Annotated in this window: 16 protein-coding genes; 5 read left to right on the forward strand and 11 right to left on the reverse strand. The window is 53.2% G+C overall.

All coding sequences use genetic code 11. The features are described from left to right. Nucleotides 1–13: 13 nt before the first annotated feature. Both EDM54_RS15865 and atoS read right to left on the reverse strand, forming a co-directional pair. Nucleotides 14–1,441, reverse strand: a complete 1,428-nt coding sequence (locus EDM54_RS15865) for a sigma-54-dependent transcriptional regulator (protein ID WP_039069997.1) — start codon at nucleotides 1,439–1,441, stop codon at nucleotides 14–16. Then, nucleotides 1,438–3,264, reverse strand: a complete 1,827-nt coding sequence (gene atoS, locus EDM54_RS15870) for a two-component system sensor histidine kinase AtoS (RefSeq protein ID WP_122958444.1) — start codon at nucleotides 3,262–3,264, stop codon at nucleotides 1,438–1,440. Before atoS ends, EDM54_RS15865 begins: the two co-directional genes overlap by 4 nt. Before the next feature lie 94 nt (nucleotides 3,265–3,358). Between atoS and EDM54_RS15875 the strand changes: the two genes are divergently transcribed. From EDM54_RS15875 to EDM54_RS15890, 4 genes are all read left to right on the forward strand, one after another. Then, nucleotides 3,359–3,829 (forward strand): low molecular weight protein-tyrosine-phosphatase, encoded by a 471-nt coding sequence (locus tag EDM54_RS15875; RefSeq protein ID WP_039069999.1) that lies wholly within the window; start codon nucleotides 3,359–3,361, stop codon nucleotides 3,827–3,829. Between the two features lie 94 nt (nucleotides 3,830–3,923). Continuing rightward, a complete protein-coding gene (locus tag EDM54_RS15880) occupies nucleotides 3,924–4,259 on the forward strand; it encodes a VC0807 family protein (protein ID WP_122958445.1) in 336 nt (111 codons plus the stop codon). 76 nt (nucleotides 4,260–4,335) lie between these two features. After that, nucleotides 4,336–4,563 carry a hypothetical protein gene (locus EDM54_RS15885; RefSeq protein ID WP_141334231.1) on the forward strand — a complete coding sequence of 76 codons (228 nt, stop codon included), beginning with the start codon at nucleotides 4,336–4,338 and terminating at the stop codon, nucleotides 4,561–4,563. A 965-nt stretch (nucleotides 4,564–5,528) separates the two neighbouring features. Further along, on the forward strand, nucleotides 5,529–6,467 hold the full coding sequence (locus EDM54_RS15890) for a macrolide 2'-phosphotransferase (protein ID WP_003390990.1): 939 nt from the start codon (nucleotides 5,529–5,531) through the stop codon (nucleotides 6,465–6,467). A gap of 178 nt (nucleotides 6,468–6,645) precedes the next feature. Here the strand turns inward: EDM54_RS15890 and EDM54_RS15895 are convergent, their stop codons facing one another. The 6 genes from EDM54_RS15895 to EDM54_RS15920 all read right to left on the reverse strand — a co-directional run bounded on the left by EDM54_RS15895 (nucleotide 6,646) and on the right by EDM54_RS15920 (nucleotide 13,152). After that, nucleotides 6,646–7,467 carry an alpha/beta hydrolase gene (locus EDM54_RS15895; RefSeq protein ID WP_003390987.1) on the reverse strand — a complete coding sequence of 274 codons (822 nt, stop codon included), beginning with the start codon at nucleotides 7,465–7,467 and terminating at the stop codon, nucleotides 6,646–6,648. A gap of 177 nt (nucleotides 7,468–7,644) precedes the next feature. Further along, on the reverse strand, nucleotides 7,645–8,463 hold the full coding sequence (gene motB / locus EDM54_RS15900) for a flagellar motor protein MotB (protein WP_122958446.1): 819 nt from the start codon (nucleotides 8,461–8,463) through the stop codon (nucleotides 7,645–7,647). Continuing rightward, on the reverse strand, nucleotides 8,456–9,259 hold the full coding sequence (gene motA, locus EDM54_RS15905) for a flagellar motor stator protein MotA (RefSeq protein WP_003390981.1): 804 nt from the start codon (nucleotides 9,257–9,259) through the stop codon (nucleotides 8,456–8,458). The genes motB and motA overlap by 8 nt, the downstream gene beginning before the upstream one ends. A gap of 114 nt (nucleotides 9,260–9,373) precedes the next feature. Then, nucleotides 9,374–10,105 (reverse strand): ZIP family metal transporter, encoded by a 732-nt coding sequence (locus tag EDM54_RS15910; RefSeq protein ID WP_003390979.1) that lies wholly within the window; start codon nucleotides 10,103–10,105, stop codon nucleotides 9,374–9,376. Nucleotides 10,106–10,321: 216 nt separating this feature from the next. Continuing rightward, nucleotides 10,322–11,104 carry an IucA/IucC family C-terminal-domain containing protein gene (locus EDM54_RS15915; RefSeq protein WP_003390977.1) on the reverse strand — a complete coding sequence of 261 codons (783 nt, stop codon included), beginning with the start codon at nucleotides 11,102–11,104 and terminating at the stop codon, nucleotides 10,322–10,324. 320 nt (nucleotides 11,105–11,424) lie between these two features. Then, entirely contained in the window at nucleotides 11,425–13,152 is a 1,728-nt protein-coding gene (locus tag EDM54_RS15920) for a methyl-accepting chemotaxis protein (protein WP_122958447.1), read from the reverse strand. 195 nt (nucleotides 13,153–13,347) lie between these two features. On the opposite strand from EDM54_RS15920, the gene solA reads away from it, so the two are divergent. Beyond that, nucleotides 13,348–14,478 (forward strand): N-methyl-L-tryptophan oxidase, encoded by a 1,131-nt coding sequence (solA, locus tag EDM54_RS15925; protein WP_003390975.1) that lies wholly within the window; start codon nucleotides 13,348–13,350, stop codon nucleotides 14,476–14,478. An 81-nt stretch (nucleotides 14,479–14,559) separates the two neighbouring features. Here the strand turns inward: solA and EDM54_RS15930 are convergent, their stop codons facing one another. From EDM54_RS15930 to EDM54_RS15940, 3 genes are all read right to left on the reverse strand, one after another. Then, complete coding sequence (locus EDM54_RS15930; RefSeq protein WP_003390971.1) at nucleotides 14,560–15,390, reverse strand: protein-glutamine gamma-glutamyltransferase; 831 nt, start codon at nucleotides 15,388–15,390, stop codon at nucleotides 14,560–14,562. Nucleotides 15,391–15,636: 246 nt separating this feature from the next. Then, nucleotides 15,637–16,056, reverse strand: coding sequence for a GNAT family acetyltransferase (locus EDM54_RS15935; protein WP_122958448.1), 420 nt, complete (start codon nucleotides 16,054–16,056; stop codon nucleotides 15,637–15,639). Between the two features lie 472 nt (nucleotides 16,057–16,528). Then, nucleotides 16,529–16,753 carry a Spo0E family sporulation regulatory protein-aspartic acid phosphatase gene (locus tag EDM54_RS15940; protein WP_311135374.1) on the reverse strand — a complete coding sequence of 75 codons (225 nt, stop codon included), beginning with the start codon at nucleotides 16,751–16,753 and terminating at the stop codon, nucleotides 16,529–16,531. Nucleotides 16,754–16,920: the final 167 nt, after the last annotated feature.

Consider the following 16,920-nt stretch of genomic DNA (forward strand, 5'->3'; position numbering starts at 1 on the left):
GACAACGAACTGGCTACTTTTTGCGCACTTCGCCTCCATTTTGCACACCGTCTGTCCCGTTCAATCCGTACATCTCCAGCTTGTACAACAGCGCCCGTCTGGAAATCCCCAGCCGTTTCGCCGTTTGCAGCTTGTTTCCCCCCTCCTTTTGCAGCGCTCTGACAATCGCCTCCCGCTCTACCTCCTGGATAATTTCCCGCATCGTCCGATCCTCCCAACGGAGCATGCTCCCCATCCTGCCCGTCTCTGCCGTTTCTGTTTCCTGCAAAGGACCCTCGACGTGCTCAGGCAAAATAGCGGAGCCGCCCGCGATGACCAATGCCCGCTCAATCGTATTCTCCAATTGGCGGACATTGCCCGGCCAATGATAGGACAGCAGCGACTCCATCGCAGCCTTTGACAGATAGCACGGCCCCTTGCCCATCTCCCGCCCGTATTTGGCTAAAAAGTGCTCAGCAAGCAGCGGTATATCTTCTTTTCGCTCCCGCAGCGGAGGCATGTGGATCGGAACGACATTCAGCCGGTAGTACAAATCCTCACGAAACAGCCCCTGGCGGATACGCTCCTGCAAATCGCGATTGGTCGCAGCAATAATTCTCACATCTACGGATACCGGCTCTATGCCGCCCAGCCTGACGAAGGTGCGCTCCTGGAGCACTCTGAGCAGTTTTACCTGCAGGCTTGGACTGAGCTCGCCGACCTCATCCAAAAACAGCGTCCCGCCATCCGCCAGCTCGACCATGCCCGGCTTCTGCCCCGTCGCTCCTGTAAAAGCGCCGCGCTCGTACCCAAACAGCTCGCTCTCCAGCAAATTTTCCGGAATCGCGCCGCAATTGACGGCGATCAGCGGCTTTCCTGCCCGCGGACTGTTGCTGTGAATCGCTCGGGCAATCAGCTCTTTTCCTGTGCCGCTCTCGCCCTGGATCAGGACCGTCGACTTTGTCATACTCACCCGTCCGACCAGTTTGTATACCTCTTGCATGGCCGGGCTGAGACCGACCAGACCGGGGCCCTCCCACGGCTCGTCGAGAGATGCCTCGCTCAGCCGGTTGGCCTGGTCGCTTTCCCGCTGGCGGAGCGCCTGTGCCACTACTTGTTTGACCCGTCCAAGATCGAACGGCTTTTGCACGTAGTCGAATGCGCCCAGCTTGATCGCTTCCATCACGTCCTTGGCCGTGCCGTAGGCCGTCATCATCACTACGCTGGGACAAGCGTCTTCCATCTGCTGCATGTCTCTGAGCCGCCGCAATGTCTCCATTCCGTCCTGCTCCGGCATGCGCAAATCGAGCAGCATGACTTCAGGGCGGAAGTCTTTCAAAAGCTCCAGCGCTTCTCTTCCGCTGGATGCTTCTTTCGTCTCATATCCCACCTTCCGAAGCGCCGTGGTCAGCGCTTTTCGGACATTGATTTCGTCATCGACCAGCAGCACTCGTTTTTTCATCGCAATGCCTCCTCCTTATTGGCGGGCAGCACCACAGTGAACTGCACGCCCATGTCCACATTGCGGGCGAAAATTTGCCCGCCGTACGCCTGCACGATCCGTTGCGATATGGCAAGGCCGAGCCCGGTTCCCGACTTTTTGGTCGTAAAAAACGGCTCAAACACGGTCAACAGATGCTCTTCCGCGATAGGCGGTCCTTCGTTGGTGATCTGAATGCAAACATGTCCATCCACTGCCTCTGTCTCCACCAGCAGCAGTCCCCCGTCCCTCAATGCTTGCAGGGCATTGATCAAAATATTGAGAAATACCTGCTTGAGCAGCTCGGGTGAAGCCAGAACAGTTGCAGGCGCATCCCGATACACCTTTTGCAAGAAGACTCCTTGGCTGACGGCGCGGCGCTCGATGAGCAGCAGCGTCTGATCGAGCACCTCTCCGACACGCGAGGGCACATGATGCTCTTCATTGGGCCGGGAAAAGAGCAGCAGCTCATCGGCAAACCGATTCAGCCGTTCCACCTCGTCGACGATGATCCCCGTGTATTCCCGACTGTCATGCCCAGCAGGCAGCTCCTCCTCGATGATTTGCGCAAAAGCCTTGATCGAGGTGAGCGGGTTGCGGACTTCATGAGCAATGCTGGCCGCCAGCTCCCCGATCACCGCCAGCCTTTTGGCCTGAGCCAGACTCGACTCCATCCGTTTCCATTCGGTTCGGTCATCCATCACAATGATCGCGCCAAGCACCTGCTCCATCGGACTCTTCCAGATAAACGTGCCGATTTTTACGAACAGTCTGGCTCTGCCCGCGCCCCGAGGGCTCCATTCCGCATCCCGTGTCGTTTTTCCCTCGCCAAGCGCATCGGACAGCGCTTTCAAAATCTCCTCTTCTCCGCGAAACACATCCTCGTAGTCCCGGCCCATCGCCTGTTCCAGACTGACCCCTGTAATGCGGGTCGCCGCTTCATTCCATGCCGTGACGCGGCCGCGGTGGTCCAGTGCGATGACACCGCTCTCCATGCTGTGAATGATCGTTTCCGTATGGCTGCGGCTCGCCTGCAGGTCGCCTGCCATTTTGTTGATCGCCTCGAATATCTCGCCCGGTTCGCCCTTCGCCGGTTTCATCCGAAAGGAAAGGTCGAGACTGAGCCGCCGCAAGCCTTCTTTGATTTCCTGCAAAATAATCTCGCCTCTGTGTATCATCAGTCCGCTGGCTACGGCTGCAATCACACAGCCAATCCCTACGATGGAGTAGATGCCTTGGCGCATTCCGGCGAGCTGTATATCAATGCTTTGCATCAGTTCATTTGCCCATGCGTAGCCGATCACCTCTCCGTTCCGTTCGATCGGATACATCGCATTCATAATTTCGCCGCGCACCTGCGGACCGATGACAACATCGGCTGACCGCCGGCTCATCACCTGTCTTCCCGGATGATCCGGCGCGATGGGCATGCCCACATGCTGGCCCATTTCCCGGCTGGGGCCGTATGTAATGATCGCGTCCAGCCGCCTCGCATAATAGCCGACACCGATGCCCGGATGAGCGGTTGCGATCTGATCGGTTAGCTGCTCAAGCTTCCGGTTCAGCGCTGCGATCTGCTGCTCGCGCGAGGCGTTCTGCAGCCCCTCTTCACGCAATACGTTTTCAAAATCTTGCGACAGGGCAAAATCAAGCTGCTCTGTGATCGCCAGCAGCTTTTTCTCCTTCTCCTGCAAGAGCGCCTGCTCCGCCGCTTTCAACAGCACAACTCCTGTCACGATGATGGGCAGAACGGTAACGGCGATGACGGACACGATAAAGCGGATGCGGTACACATATGACTTCACAATAACCTTCCCGTCCCTCTCTTTTTGTCCCTCTCTATGGTATTCTATCATACAGAAGTTTCGAGAACGTTTTGCAAGGAAAGGAGCAACAGCCATGACACATGTCCTATTTGTTTGCCTGGGCAACATCTGCCGCTCTCCGATGGCCGAAGCCGTTTTTCGCCATATGGTCGCGTCGGAAGGGATGAGCGGCCAGATCTCCATCGACTCGGCGGGTATCGGGGGCTGGCACGCAGGCGAGCCACCCCACAGCGGTACGCGCAAGGTTCTGTCCGGGAAAGGAATCGCCCACGAAAGCCTGAAAGCTCGTCAGATCACCCAAGACGACTTTTCCACCTTTGACTACATCGTCTGCATGGATGAAGAAAATCTGGCCGCTCTAAAGCGGATGGCCCCTCCAGGAGTGCATGTCCACCGCTTGATGGACTTTGCCGCACATTTGCCGGAGAGAGACGTCGAGGACCCGTATTATACCGGACGGTTTGAGTATGTATATCAGCTAGTGGAAGCTGGATGCCGGGGGTTATTGGAGGAAATCAAAAAGAGCGAAACCCCGGCTAAGTGAGAGATTTCACTTGGCATAGGTATCGCTTCTTGTCTATAATCATGTGGTAAATCCTGTAGCTTCAAGGCTGTTTTTCGGGAGTGGAGTGTTACAGATGAAAAGAGTCTTTTTGGAAGCTGCTTTTTTTCTGGCGCTGCCTCTCCTCGTGTGGTCTTACGGCAGGCCTGTCCTCGGGGACTACAGCGCGATTCTCTTGTCAGGGCTGCCAGGCTTTTGCTATGGCCTTTACGTGCTGTTCAAAGACCGGCGCTTCACGTTTACGGGTGTCTTTTTGCTCGCGACACTGCTTATCCCCCGTTTCCTCGACCTACTTTCCGATTCCCCTGAATGGCTGCTGCGGAACAATATATACACCGATGCAGCACTCGGCCTGTTCTTTTTTCTGTCGATTGCAGTAAAAAGAACCCGCCGCTATGCTCTTTTCTGTTGATGTCGCTGCTTCCATAGGCTATCCCGTTCAGAGCAGCCTGCGGTTATTTCGACACCCGGAGGCATATCGCTGGTTTTTGTTGCTTACCTTCCTTATGGGACTACCGGTCTTTGTCAAAGCCGGGATCCGGGCGCTGCTCATCAGCCGGTTCGGCATCGAGGGCTACGGCGTGTACCTATCGGCGCTATCCCTCGGAAGCTGGCTGACCTACGGCATCATCTTGGCCGCTTACGGATACATTTTCCGCAAGCATATCTATCCATTGGCTGAACGGCTGGAGAAGGAAGGCTACTTCAGCGGCTAACCCCGTCATTTCTTCCTCTGAAACACCATCTAAAACAACGTCCAGGTCTTGAGCTCCAGACATCACATTTACGAGCGGCTTCAGATTGCGAAATGCCTCCATGTAACGGATTAAATCTGTACCCTGTGTCAGTAAAAGGAATGCGTACTGCTTCTTTCTCCCGATCATATCAGGACCGGCAGTGCATATATTGATCCAATACGGGCTTCTGGCCTTTTTTGATCTTTTCCATCTCTTCCATCGAGGAGATCAAGCTGTCAGCCTGTCATACATGACCTCACCGCCTTCCTCAATGCACAAGTAAAATTGTATGATATTTTCCCTATGCACGAACATAATGGACGTCATTTTCCAAGTATTGCAACTGGAACGAAAATCTGTTAGAATTAAACAATCTTACAGGAACGGAGGGTTACGTGTGTTAGACCATTTTTCCCGCTTGCGAACTTTGCGCCACTAAAAAATCATAGTGCTCAAAGGCTCTGCCTGTGTGCAGGGTAATCGGGATTGGTCTGCCTATTTTTCGTAACCTAATCTAACTAAGTTGCAAAATGAGATGGCCTTGCAGCCTCCTCTTTGTACTCATTGTTTCTACACGCATGATCGAATAATTGAACAATTCCAGGTTTTGGTCTTGAAGGCCGCTTTGTGTCCTCATCGCTTTTTTGCACCTCGCATCGCAGTAGGGATGGTGTGGACGTCAGAGGAATCGTGCCTGTCAACATACCGCACTTGTCGGTGGTTACTGTTCATTTCATTTGATCTCGGCCAATCAGTCAGCCGTCAGGAGTGTTTTTCGCTTTCCGTAAACAAGCGACTCCTCCTGCAGCTGTCCCATCCCTTCCGATTATCCCAAACACAGGCAGCAGCAGCCTGTGTTTTTTCGTTTTGGCGCAGTTCTCGGGCAGCCAAGAGAGCAAGTTTTACTGCCAGACAAGAGCAAAATAAAAGGAGGACTCGCCCTTATGAACCCCATTCAACCAACAAATCATGAAACAGTTGTCGCTGATATGCTGCGTATCGCCAAAAACAACGGTCTTCGGATTGATCCGAGTCGCGTAGAGATCAATGAGTCCGGCATGGACTTTCAAGTCGCATTCGTAACCGATGAAGACGGCAAGCCTTGGGTTTTACGCAAGCCAAGACGGCCCGACGTAATGGACAGAGCGGATAATGAATACAAGGTTCTGCAGCTACTCCAACGTCATCTGGCTGTTGCCGTTCCGAACTGGCGTGTATACACGTCTGAGCTGATCGCCTATCCGTTGCTGGAGGGAACTCCCGCTGCCACGGTAGATCCGGTGTCCAATGGATACGCTTGGAAAATGGAGCACGACCCGCTGCCCGCCGCTTTTGTCAGCTCTCTGGCCCAGGCACTCGCCACCCTGCATGGGGTTGACCATGATCTGGCGGCTTCTGCCGGTATCCGCGTGAAGAGTCCAGCCGAAGCACGAGAGACCTTCGCTAAAAATATGGATGACATCAAGCGCAAGATCGGAGTGTCTGATACGCTGTGGGACAGGTGGCAAAGATGGATAGCTGACGATAGCTACTGGCCTCAGCATTCCGCGCTGGTTCATGGCGACCTGCACCCGCCGCACATTCTGATAAACGAGGGTAATCAGGTGACGGGACTTCTGGATTGGACAGAAGCAGAAGTGACGAACCCCGGAACGGATTTCACCATTTATTACGCGCTGTTTGGAGAAAGCGGACTTGATGTCTTGTTGAACCAGTACCAGGCTTTTGGCGGCCGAGTGTGGCCCCGCATGCGCGAGCATATCGCCGAGCAATGGGCCGCCTATCCGGTACTGATCGGCATGTTCGCCTTGCACACGGGCAAAGAAGAACACATGGAGATGGCTCAGGGAGCGCTTGGTCTGCTCGAACAAAAACAAGAGTAACCTCACTCGAGAGAGAAGCTCTTTCCAGATTGGTACTGAAGACAAAGAGGATTATAAACAAAGAGACAAAGACCGTTCCCTGCGATCTTTGTCTCTTTCTCTTTTGTGTCAACCTCTTTTGTACCAAAATCTTTTGTGCCAAGGCAGAATCTCTTCAGCCAAACCCCTGGCTCTTTGCTTATATCGCCACGGTTTCGCTTCCGGCAAATACGCTCAGCCAGCTGCTCGTTCTCCCGACCAGCCGCTGGTAGGCGTCTTGCGCCGAAAAAGTATGATCCCCCCGTACGATAATCTCCGTCTCGCAGTGTCCGCTCTTGCGGAGACGAAATTCGCGTTCATAGTGAAAGAGAGAGTCCAGCGGGATGACTTCGTCCCTGTTTCCGTGAAGCAGCAGGACATCACCGTCAAATTGACCCGCTTGCTGCAACGGGTCGTAGGCATGGAGCGACTGGAAGAATGTCTCCTGCAAGGAGTACCCCCGGTGATCTGTCCGGCCGTATTGCACAGCCTCCTCGTACCCTTGCTCGCCCACAATCCGCACAATATCCTCAAACGGACGCGGGACAGGGGCCCAGAGGATCAATCCATCTACGCTCTGTTCCAATGATGCTGTGATGACAGAAACGGCTCCGCCCAAACTGTGTCCCAGCAGAATAACTCTGCGGGCAGCACGGCCCTGCTCACGGCAGCGTACATAAGCAAGCACCTCACGAGTCTGTCTGACCAAAAGCTCCAGTCCTCCGGCACCGTAATCTCCTTCGCTTTCCCCGCATCCGCCGTAGTCAAATCGGACCACTGTCAGACCAGACACTGCCAGATCGCGGGCCGCTTTGACGAAGAGCCGGTCCACCCCAATCCGGTTGCCCACAAATCCGTGACATATCAACAATGTTGTATCAGCAAGGCTGTCGACTTTCCGTACCAGCTCAGGCTCATGAATAGTGGCAGCCAGCTCATATTGGTCAAAAGGAATCCGAACCGACCGTTCTACATATCTCACCTGAACTCCCCCTCTTTATTAAAAGTATTCCGATTAATTTACTTTGTTATACATCTGTATTATTCCTTTTTCCTCTTTGATTGTCAAGGCTTCCTGCCTGGTCAGCCAAGCCCTTCAAGAAAAAAGAACAGCGGCGAAAAACCGCTGTCCTTTAGCCAGTTGGTCTTTTGTTTTCATCTACTCGGTCGCCGGCGGAGGGCTGCTCTTTGGCGGCGATGCCAGATCACGCAGGATCGCCACCTCAACACGCCTGTTTTTCGCTCTTCCCTCCGGTGTCGCATTGGATGCCACCGGATGGTACTCGCCCATTCCCGTCGCGCTGAACTTGGACGGGTCCAAATTGCTGTTTTCGAGCAGGACCTTCAAAAAGTTGACGGAGCGCTTCACGCTGAGATCCCAGTTGGACGGAAATTCGGCACGATGGATCGGAACGTTGTCCGTATGGCCGGTAACCGTCACCTTTTTCGGATGCGGCACCAGCATGGAAGCCATCTCTGCGGCCAATTTGCGGGCCTCCGGCTTGAGGTCTGCTTTTCCGGAATCGAACAGGGCATTGTCCAAAATCGTAATCAGCAGGCCTTCGTCCGTCAGCTGAGTCTGCAGCTTGTCTCCCAGATTGTTTGCCTTGATGTAGTCTTCCATGCGCTGCTGAAGCTTCTTCAGATCCTCCGTCTCTTTGCGGATGGCCTCTTCCATCTTCTTTTCTTCCTCGGTCTTTTCCTTGTCGTCCGTCTCCTTGCCCATATGCAAGGTCTGCTGGGGCAGCGACGGGTCGAGCGGCACGGGGCTCGGCTGGTTAAACACGCCGATCCCGCCATTCAGCGCCACATCAAAGGAACGAACCATTTGGTCGAATTTTTTCGCGTCCATCTTGCTGGAGGCAAACAATACGATAAACAGGGCCAGCAGCAAGGTCAGCAGGTCCGCGTAAGGAATCAGCCAGGATTCATCCGTGTGCTCTTCATGATTGCCGTGACGTTTGGAATGCTTAGCCATTTACTGCGGCCTCCTCCTCCTTCTTCTCCTCCTTCACTGCTGCACGTTCCTGCAAAGGAATGTAGACAAGGAGCTTCTGCTCGATAGCCGCAGGGGAAACACCCGCTTGAATGGAAAGGAGTCCTTCCACCATAATTTTTTTGATCTCGATCTCGCGCTTGGATTTGCGCTTCAGCTTGGTCGCGAACGGGTGCCACAAAACGTACCCGGTGAAAATCCCCAGCAGCGTCGCCACGAATGCCGCCGCAATCGACACGCCGAGAGCATCGATATCGCTCAGGTTCCCCAGGGCGGCGATCAAGCCGACTACCGCACCCAATACCCCGAGCGTCGGCGCGTAGCTTCCCGCCTGGCTGAAGATCAGTGCGCCGGACTGGTGCCGCTCTTCGATGGCGTAAATCTCTTCATTCAAGACGTCCCGGACAAACTCCGGCTCTCCGCCGTCGATGATCATTTTCATGCCGTTTTTCAGAAACGGGTCCTCGATCTCGTCCGAGGTGTTTTCCAGCGCCAGCAGGCCTTCGCGGCGAGCGATGGAAGCCCAGTTCATAAACTGGTCGATCAGCTCCCGCTTGGACGGCAGCTTCTGTTCGGTGAACAAAATTTTGAAGAGTGCAGGAATCCGTTTGATTTCCGAAAGGGGAAACGCGTTCATCAGAGCCGCAACCGTACCGACGATAATAATCATGAAGGCTGCCGGATTCAGCAAGGCACTCGGACTCGCGTGTTTCAAGATCATCCCGACGACAACTGCAATAATCCCTAATACAATACCGAGCAAGGTCGATTTTTCCATTGTGACACTCCCTAACTACCGTGTTCGAAAAATATCTCTATATATGGTTTCGGTAATTCTGCCGTCGGTTGTGAGAGAAAGTTGCGGAAAATCGGGACAGTTTTGTGAAAAACCTCATCCAAACCATCTGATCAGGCAAATCATCACGAGCAGTCCGACGATAAAAGAAAAGGTAGCGGAGCGCTCATGGCCGTCTCCGTGGCTTTCGGGAATCAGTTCCTTGTACACGATAAACAGCATCGCTCCGGCCGCAAACGCCAGTCCGTAAGACACCAATCCCTCTACGAAGGACGTCAGGTAATACCCGGCAAACGAAGACACAATCTCGACTGATCCCGTCAGAGTCGCGAGCAAAAAGGCTTTAAAGCGGCTGACCCGCTGATTGATCAAAAACAAGGCTACGAGGAAGCCCTCCGGCGCATTCTGGACGCCGATGGCAAAGGCGATCAGGCCGCCCAGGCCGCTCTGTTCGGATGAATAACTGACGCCGACGGAGAGTCCCTCCGGAATGTTATGCAGCGTAATGGCCGACAAAATGAGCAATGACTGCGAGTCCATCGAGATATTCGCCCGCGTGTGTTCGAGATCGATGTGCGGAATGACGCTCTCAAGCAGCGTCAAGAGGATGGTTCCCGTCAACACCCCGAGACAGACGACGATCAAGCGTTCATTTGCCAATGCCTGCGGGATCAGGCTGAACGTAGAAGCAGCCATCATGATTCCGGCTGTAAACGCCAATAAAATATCCCGCCAGCGATGGGTAACCTGTTTAAAGAAAAGAATGGGAAGAGCGCCTGCTCCCGTTGCCAATGCAGATAATAAACTGCCCACTACCAGTTGTTCCATGAATATACCCCCAGGGCCGAGTACGATGATTCCAACATCATATCACGGATGCACAAGTCCGTGGAAAAACTTGCGAATATGCCAAGGTCCTGCACTGCCATCCCTGTACTTATACGACGAAATCGCGATTTTATACATGTCGGGGACCTATCAGTGAACAAAACTAAAAACAGTGCCGTCATCAGACAGCACTGTTTATGATCGTAGTGGCAATGCTTAGTGGCCGAGCGCGAGAATCTGCTCGACGCGCTGGGTTTCATTGAGGTGCGGACATGTATAGCAGCATCGCCCGCCCTCCAGCCGGTATTGGAAGCAGCATTGGTGCCGGATCTGGATCGGCTCTCCCTTGCCCGACGGATGGGGAATCATCGTATAGGAAGTGTCGAGGGGCTGGCCTTTTTTCAGGCCAAACACGGACGGATCGGCTGCTTTGGTCAGGTAGTGATAGTCGTCGGCAATCTGCCTCTTGAGCTCTGCAGACTCCGCCGCATCCTGCCAGCGCTTGTAGTAAAAATGCACAAGGTACGAAGCGTGGGCCCACAGAACATGGGCTTTAACAGAAGTAGCTGCACAAAGCGCCGCAATCAATGGCTGGATCGTACCCGCAAACAGTTCGCGGACGACCTGCTCCCGCCACTGTGCGCGGCTTCCGTCTTCCGGTCTGCTGACGGATTGATCAAGCAGGACAAATCGCGGAATGCTCCAGCTTTTTTCTCCTGTTAACACAACATTGGCAAGAGAAAGCTGCAAGCCCACCGAATCATGGGACATGGCATGCAGAGCGCCGGTCATCAGAGCGAGGAACCGTTTAAAGAAGAGGGATGCCGTCACAACGCTGCCGGGAGATCCGATCTGTTCTCCTACCTGCCGCAGAAACATCATGCTTGTCTCTTTTCGAAGCAGACCTTCGGCTGAAAAGACAAGCGGAGCATTGATCTCATCGGCAAACGAGATGCGGTATTTCTGCTCAAGTACGGCTGTATTCCAATCGGTCCCCATCGGTTCCATCCTTCCACTGTGTTAATTCATGCCGTTATCAATGATTTTCATTATCAGTTACAACTTATTATATGCCTCCGTCTTCTCGGTTACAAGTGTTTGCGAAAAAAACTTGAAGTTCTTGCCGATTGTACCTGTCTGCAAGAGCTCCGCCTTCTGTTGTTTTTTGAAACAAGCTGTTATCATCCGGATTTACATGAAAAAGGCCGTAGAGACTTACCGCCCTACAGCCCTACAGCCTTACACCAAACTATTCACCAAACTATTCGCGTTCTATGCAGCAATCTGCATCCATCCAGCTCTTCAACCAACGACTGGCGCTATATTTTAAATGCGGAGACAGTATCCTGCAGCTCCTCCGCCAGCTTGGACAGCGATGTCGCCGAAGCGGCTATCTCCTCCATGGAAGCCAGCTGCTCTTCCGTAGCGGCCGAGACATTTTGCGTGCCGTCTGCCGTGACGTCGGATCCTTCGGCGATCAAGCTGATCACTTCGACTACCTGATCGGTATGGGCTGACACCTGCTGAACTGCGGCGGAGACATCCCGGATCTGCTCGGTGACATCCTGGATCGAGTACTGGATTTGTCCGAAGGTTTCTCCTGCCTGATGAACGGCCGCGATGCCGGACTGCACTTCCCGATTCCCCGCCTGCATGGAATCGACTGCCCGCACGGTCTCCTCCTGAATCGTATTGATCAACTTGGCAATCTGTGCGGCCGACTGGGAAGACTGCTCGGCGAGCTTGCGGACCTCGTCCGCTACGACGGCAAAGCCTCTTCCGTGCTCACCGGCGCGGGCCGCCTCAATCGCCGCATTCAATGCCAATAGATTGGTCTGTTCTGCAATTCCCGTAATCACTTCGATAATGTGGCCGATCTCTTGGGAATGTTTGCCCAGTCCTTCTACAGCCCCCGTCAGATTGCGTATGGAATCGTGAATGGCGCTCATTTGCTGTACCGCGGCTTGAATAGCCTGATTTCCTTCGCCTGCCAGCTCCGCCACCTGAACAGCTGTAGAAGACGCACTCTGCGCATTGGCCGCGATATGCTGGATGCTGGCTGTCATTTCACGAACCACTCTGGAGCCTTCATCGACGCTCCTGACCTGCCTGTCCGTTCCTGCTGCTACCTCCTGAACGGTCACGGCAATTTGTTCTGTCGCCTTGCTCGTTTGTTCCGCGCTTGCCGTCAACTCCTCGGCAGACGCCGCCACCTGCTCTGATGACGTGCTCACCTGACGGATCAAGGTTTGCAAGCTGGCTGTCATTTCATTAAAGGACTGCGTCAGGCTGGCAAACTCGTCCCGATTCTTGATGATCAACGGTTCCACGCGCAAATTTCCAGACGCCACCTCTTTTACGTTTGCCACCAGCTTAACGAGCGGATTGCGGATATTTCTGGTCAAACCAATCGCCAGAAGAATCCCGCCAGCGAGCGAGATGACAAGCAGGAGCAGTGTATCCCGCATGCCGTCCCGATAAAGCTGATAGCTTTCCGCGACCGCTTGATTGGCCCCCTCGCTGTTTCGTTTCTTTAATTCATCCACGTATTGCTGCCGTTCCTTGAACAGCATGTCGGCTTGCAGGCGTAGCTCTTCCAACCGCTTCAAATCCTCCGGCGTAGCCACGGTGGACACGTCTATTTCCTTCCCGGACTCGACAATGCGATTATTGAACGTCTTATAAACCTCAAGGGTTCTTTGCAGGTTCCCAAAAATTTCAGCATCTTCACTGGTTTGAACCGTCTTTTCGTAATCCTTGGTTTTTTCCTCCACATAGAGAAACTGCTCTTCGATTTGTTTGACGATTTTCTCTTTGTCGGCCGCATTTACTGTGGCATACAGGCTTTGATCGTAGGCGTAGATCGTCTGGAGTGCGGCATTTATTTCCAGCACCGCCTGCAGACCGGGCATCCAGCCGTCGGTAAACTCCGAAACCTTCTCGTTCAGCTTGTGCATTTTGTATACGGCCAAAAAACCGGAAAGGATCATGATGACAAGCAAGATCGAAAAAGCCCCGCTTAATTTTTTCCCTATGGTCATTTTCATGCAACCACCCGCTTCGTTCGGTTAAATTTTTTGGTTTAGCTTGCTATGTATTTCCCGATTTTTTTACAAATGAAACCAGAGGGAGAAAACTTTCTGAAAGTACCAACAATGCCGCCTCGACCTCGCGATGCATCTGTAGGATAATAGTTTGAAAAACAGTATGAGTCAGCACTGTGGGAAGAGGAGGAAGCCACTGTGAAACACTATGATGTCATTATTGTCGGGGCCGGTTCCATGGGAATGGCAGCCGGCTACTACCTGGCCAGGCAAGGGGTCCATACCTTGCTGATCGACGCCGGCGACCCGCCGCACCAGATGGGAAGCCACCACGGCGACACGCGCATCATCCGTCATGCATACGGAGAAGGCGAGCTGTATGTGCCATTGACGATTCGGGCCATGGAGCTGTGGAAGGAGCTGGAGGAGGCATCAGGAAAGCGCCTGTTTGTACAGACAGGCGTACTAAGCGGCGGTCCTCGCGACTCTCGCTTCGTGCAAAATGTGCAAAAGAGTGCAGAGCGCTATTCGCTTCCGCTGGAGGTTCTCAGCGCGAAAGAGGCAGCTAAGCGTTGGCCGGGGATACACATGCCGGACGATTTCACCGGGTGCTACGAGCCTACCTCCGGTGTCCTTTACAGCGAAGACTGCATCCGGGCCTATCGCCAGCAAGCGCTTCTCCACGGTGCAGAGCTTCTGGTCAACGAACGGGTAAAAGAAATTTCTGCGGCGCCGGATGGAGCGGTGGTCGCAACCGAACATGGCACCTACGCCTGCGACAGGCTGCTGATCAGCGCCGGAGCATGGAACCCGGATGTACTGACTTCTCTCGGCCTTTCCCTGCCACTGACGCCTACGCGAAAAACGGTCTCCTGGTTTGAAGCAGACGAGAGCCTGTACCGTTCCGACCGGTTTCCCGCATTTATTTTTGATTTGCCGGACTCGATCTTTTACGGCTTCCCCAGCTTTGACGGGGCTGGTGTCAAAATCGGGCGCCATGACGGCGGCCAACCGGTGCACCCCGATCAACTCGACCGCACGTTTGGGACGTGTCCTTCCGACGAAGCGGATACCCGCTCGTTTCTGGAAAAATTCATGCCGCAGGCAGCCGGGCCGTTGCGTCAAGGCAAGGTATGCTTGTACACCTTTACTCCGGACGAGGATTTCATCATCGACAAGCATCCAGAGTACCCGCACATCGTCATTGCCGCCGGTTTTTCCGGACATGGCTTCAAGTTTGCAAGCGCGGTCGGAGAGGCTGCCAGTCAGCTGTTGACCAGCGGAACTGCGGTCCATGACCTGTCCCGTTTTGCCATCGGCCGCTGGTAGGCGCCCCATAACAACAACAGGCCGGGAAGAGTAGAAACCTCTACCGGCCTGCTTTCATAACGGCTTTCATAACGGCTTTCATCACAGCTCCCATACTGCCGACCCGATCTCCGCCCTGATTTTCCCGGCTTCTGTCTCCGTGCTTCCAGACATGAAGCGGATTCCCCCGGTATCCTCAAAAGCAGCCAGGTATGCAAAACCAGGCCGCGTCGCCTGGCTCAGCAGTTGGGCGCGTCTCGTCGCTCCGGGTCTGCGCTTGCCGTTCAGATGATGGAGGATCCCCTCCGCGGTTTCGACACCGATCCCATGCCCAAAATATCTGCCATTGCCCAAGTCGACGGCATTTTCCCCCTGCCACTCCGGCTCATCCAGCCGGTACTCGGGATTTTCAAAGTAGAGAATATCCCCTGGCAAAAAGGTGCGCGTTTGCTCTGTAGTCAGCCGAAGATCCTGATCATACCTCCAGTCATAAAGCAAAATGCCTCTGAACAATTGGTCAAAATCTGCCCTGCGAATCGTCTGCAAAACTGCGTGATACAAAATAATGACCATTGCGGTCGCGCATTCAAACGCATAGGCATGGCCGTTTCGGAAAATGTCTTCGATAGCGATGGACGGAGGCACCTCGGGCCGGAGCATGCACCCTCCGTAATCCGTCCGCACCCAAAACCTTTCGTTGCATCTCGTCTCCTCAAAGGTGGCAAAAGCCAGGCCGCTCCGGAACAGCTGCAGGGAGGAAACGACAATTTGATTGCGCAGTCTGAGCTCGTAGCGGAGCAATTCGGCATTTGGATAGTCAAACACTTCCCCCGCCCGAGCCATTCTGTCGACAGTCTCGCGCTGGACGCTGTTCAAACGCCATTCGCTGGCCAATGCCGCCGGGTCGACTGGCATTCCTGCGATACTGATCACGCCTGATATTCCCCCTTCCTGACGCATTGCTACACTGTATGCAGGCTGGGCGGGATTATCACTGTTCTGGCTCGGCGTTGGGAAAAACGTTCGTAGTTCCGGCTGCAGTGGAGGAGATGAAAAAGGGAGAAAACGCTTCAGGTTCGGTGGGACACCGCATGGGGCTGACCTGCCTGGGATTGTGTCCCAAAGACCTTCGCTGTTTTCTCCCTTTTTCATCTCTACAGCGTTTGGTGTTTTCTAGGTTTATGACAGCCGATTGATCCACTTTCCCATGAAAAATACGTCATCGCGGGTGAAGCCTAGCTTTTGATAGAACGCTCCGACTCGCACGTTATCTTGGGCCACCAATAAATTCATCTTATCGCAGCCGACCGCCCGCATCCGCTCTTCCAGCTCGTTCATCAGCAGGCGTCCGATTTGCTTGCCCTGGCATTGCGGATCGACGGCCAGGTGGTAGACCCATCCCCGGCGACCGTCGAAAGCGCCCATGACGGCACCGATTAATTGGTCTTGCTCGGTGGCTACCAGAAACAGCTCCGGGTCGCGCTGCAGCTTTTTTTCGATCGCTTCCCGGCTGTCGGAGGGCGACAGGGTCAGCCCTGCACGCATCCATAGCTCTACTACCGCCTCATAGTCTGTCATCTGGAAAGAACGAATGTCCATCGTCTCATCACCTTGGTGGAAGATTTGAAATATTGAATGATTATACTACAAATTTTGGCGGCTTATCGGCCAAGGTTTGGAATAGAAGGGACTTTAGACTTTATTCCGCTCGTTTGGTTAATCGTAGATGCGGCATAATAAGGCTCGGGTGATCACAATGGTACGGTTTATGAAGGGAAGCTTGACGGAGATGAGATCATCATCGGTTCTTTTGCGGCAAGCACCTCATTCCATACAACCTTGTACAGAATGGAAGACGGACATCTGCTTTTTACTGACCTGAATAAACAACTTCATGGGGCAGATAGTGTTCGCGTAACCGATGACCTTTTCTTTGAAGTGCGTCAAGCGACAGACTCGAGTCCTGACATGTACAAATACAGGAATAAGAAGCTGATTCCTATTTTTTAGCGTGATTTTCTGAGCTATGGGAACTTGATTCTGAAGAGGCAGAAGTCACGGAAAGAGAAATCTAATCCGGTAAACTGGAAGATCGAGATAATGACTGCTCCCCAGCTTTTGAATTTCTCCCCCCATATTGTTGAAAATATTGAACAATGTAGTTATCAAGTTCTTGACTTAATTCAATTACAGAATGATGGGAGATGCCTTTTTCCTTTGCAAGGTTGCATAATTGCATTCGTAACTGTTCTATTTGGAATATTAGTTTATTCTGTTCCAATTTCAATTCCCCCAAAATTGGAGTCTTCTCATAGGTTCTAGGACATACTTAGTTTTTATTATAAATTCTGTCGCAAAATTCATTTAACAATCGGATAATTATAGACGTTTTACAAAATTCAACAAAATTCGTCTAATTGATAAAAAAAACCCCATCTCCTAATTGAAGTGCACCCCTTAGAA

The sequence above is a fragment of the Brevibacillus borstelensis genome, assembly GCF_003710865.1.
Lineage (GTDB): Bacteria > Bacillota > Bacilli > Brevibacillales > Brevibacillaceae > Brevibacillus > Brevibacillus borstelensis.

Bases quoted from the DNA above. Each gene is read 5' to 3' on its own strand.
- motB (WP_122958446.1), bottom strand. From the start codon at position 8,463: ATGGCTAAGCATTCCAAACGTCACGGCAATCATGAAGAGCACACGGAT.
- EDM54_RS15935 (WP_122958448.1), bottom strand. From the start codon at position 16,056: ATGGACATTCGTTCTTTCCAGATGACAGACTATGAGGCGGTAGTAGAG.
- EDM54_RS15920 (WP_122958447.1), bottom strand. From the start codon at position 13,152: ATGAAAATGACCATAGGGAAAAAATTAAGCGGGGCTTTTTCGATCTTG.
- EDM54_RS15890 (WP_003390990.1), top strand. From the start codon at position 5,529: ATGAACCCCATTCAACCAACAAATCATGAAACAGTTGTCGCTGATATG.
- motA (WP_003390981.1), bottom strand. From the start codon at position 9,259: ATGGAAAAATCGACCTTGCTCGGTATTGTATTAGGGATTATTGCAGTT.
- EDM54_RS15865 (WP_039069997.1), bottom strand. From the start codon at position 1,441: ATGAAAAAACGAGTGCTGCTGGTCGATGACGAAATCAATGTCCGAAAA.
- EDM54_RS15910 (WP_003390979.1), bottom strand. From the start codon at position 10,105: ATGGAACAACTGGTAGTGGGCAGTTTATTATCTGCATTGGCAACGGGA.
- EDM54_RS15915 (WP_003390977.1), bottom strand. From the start codon at position 11,104: ATGGGGACCGATTGGAATACAGCCGTACTTGAGCAGAAATACCGCATC.
- EDM54_RS15875 (WP_039069999.1), top strand. From the start codon at position 3,359: ATGACACATGTCCTATTTGTTTGCCTGGGCAACATCTGCCGCTCTCCG.
- EDM54_RS15880 (WP_122958445.1), top strand. From the start codon at position 3,924: ATGAAAAGAGTCTTTTTGGAAGCTGCTTTTTTTCTGGCGCTGCCTCTC.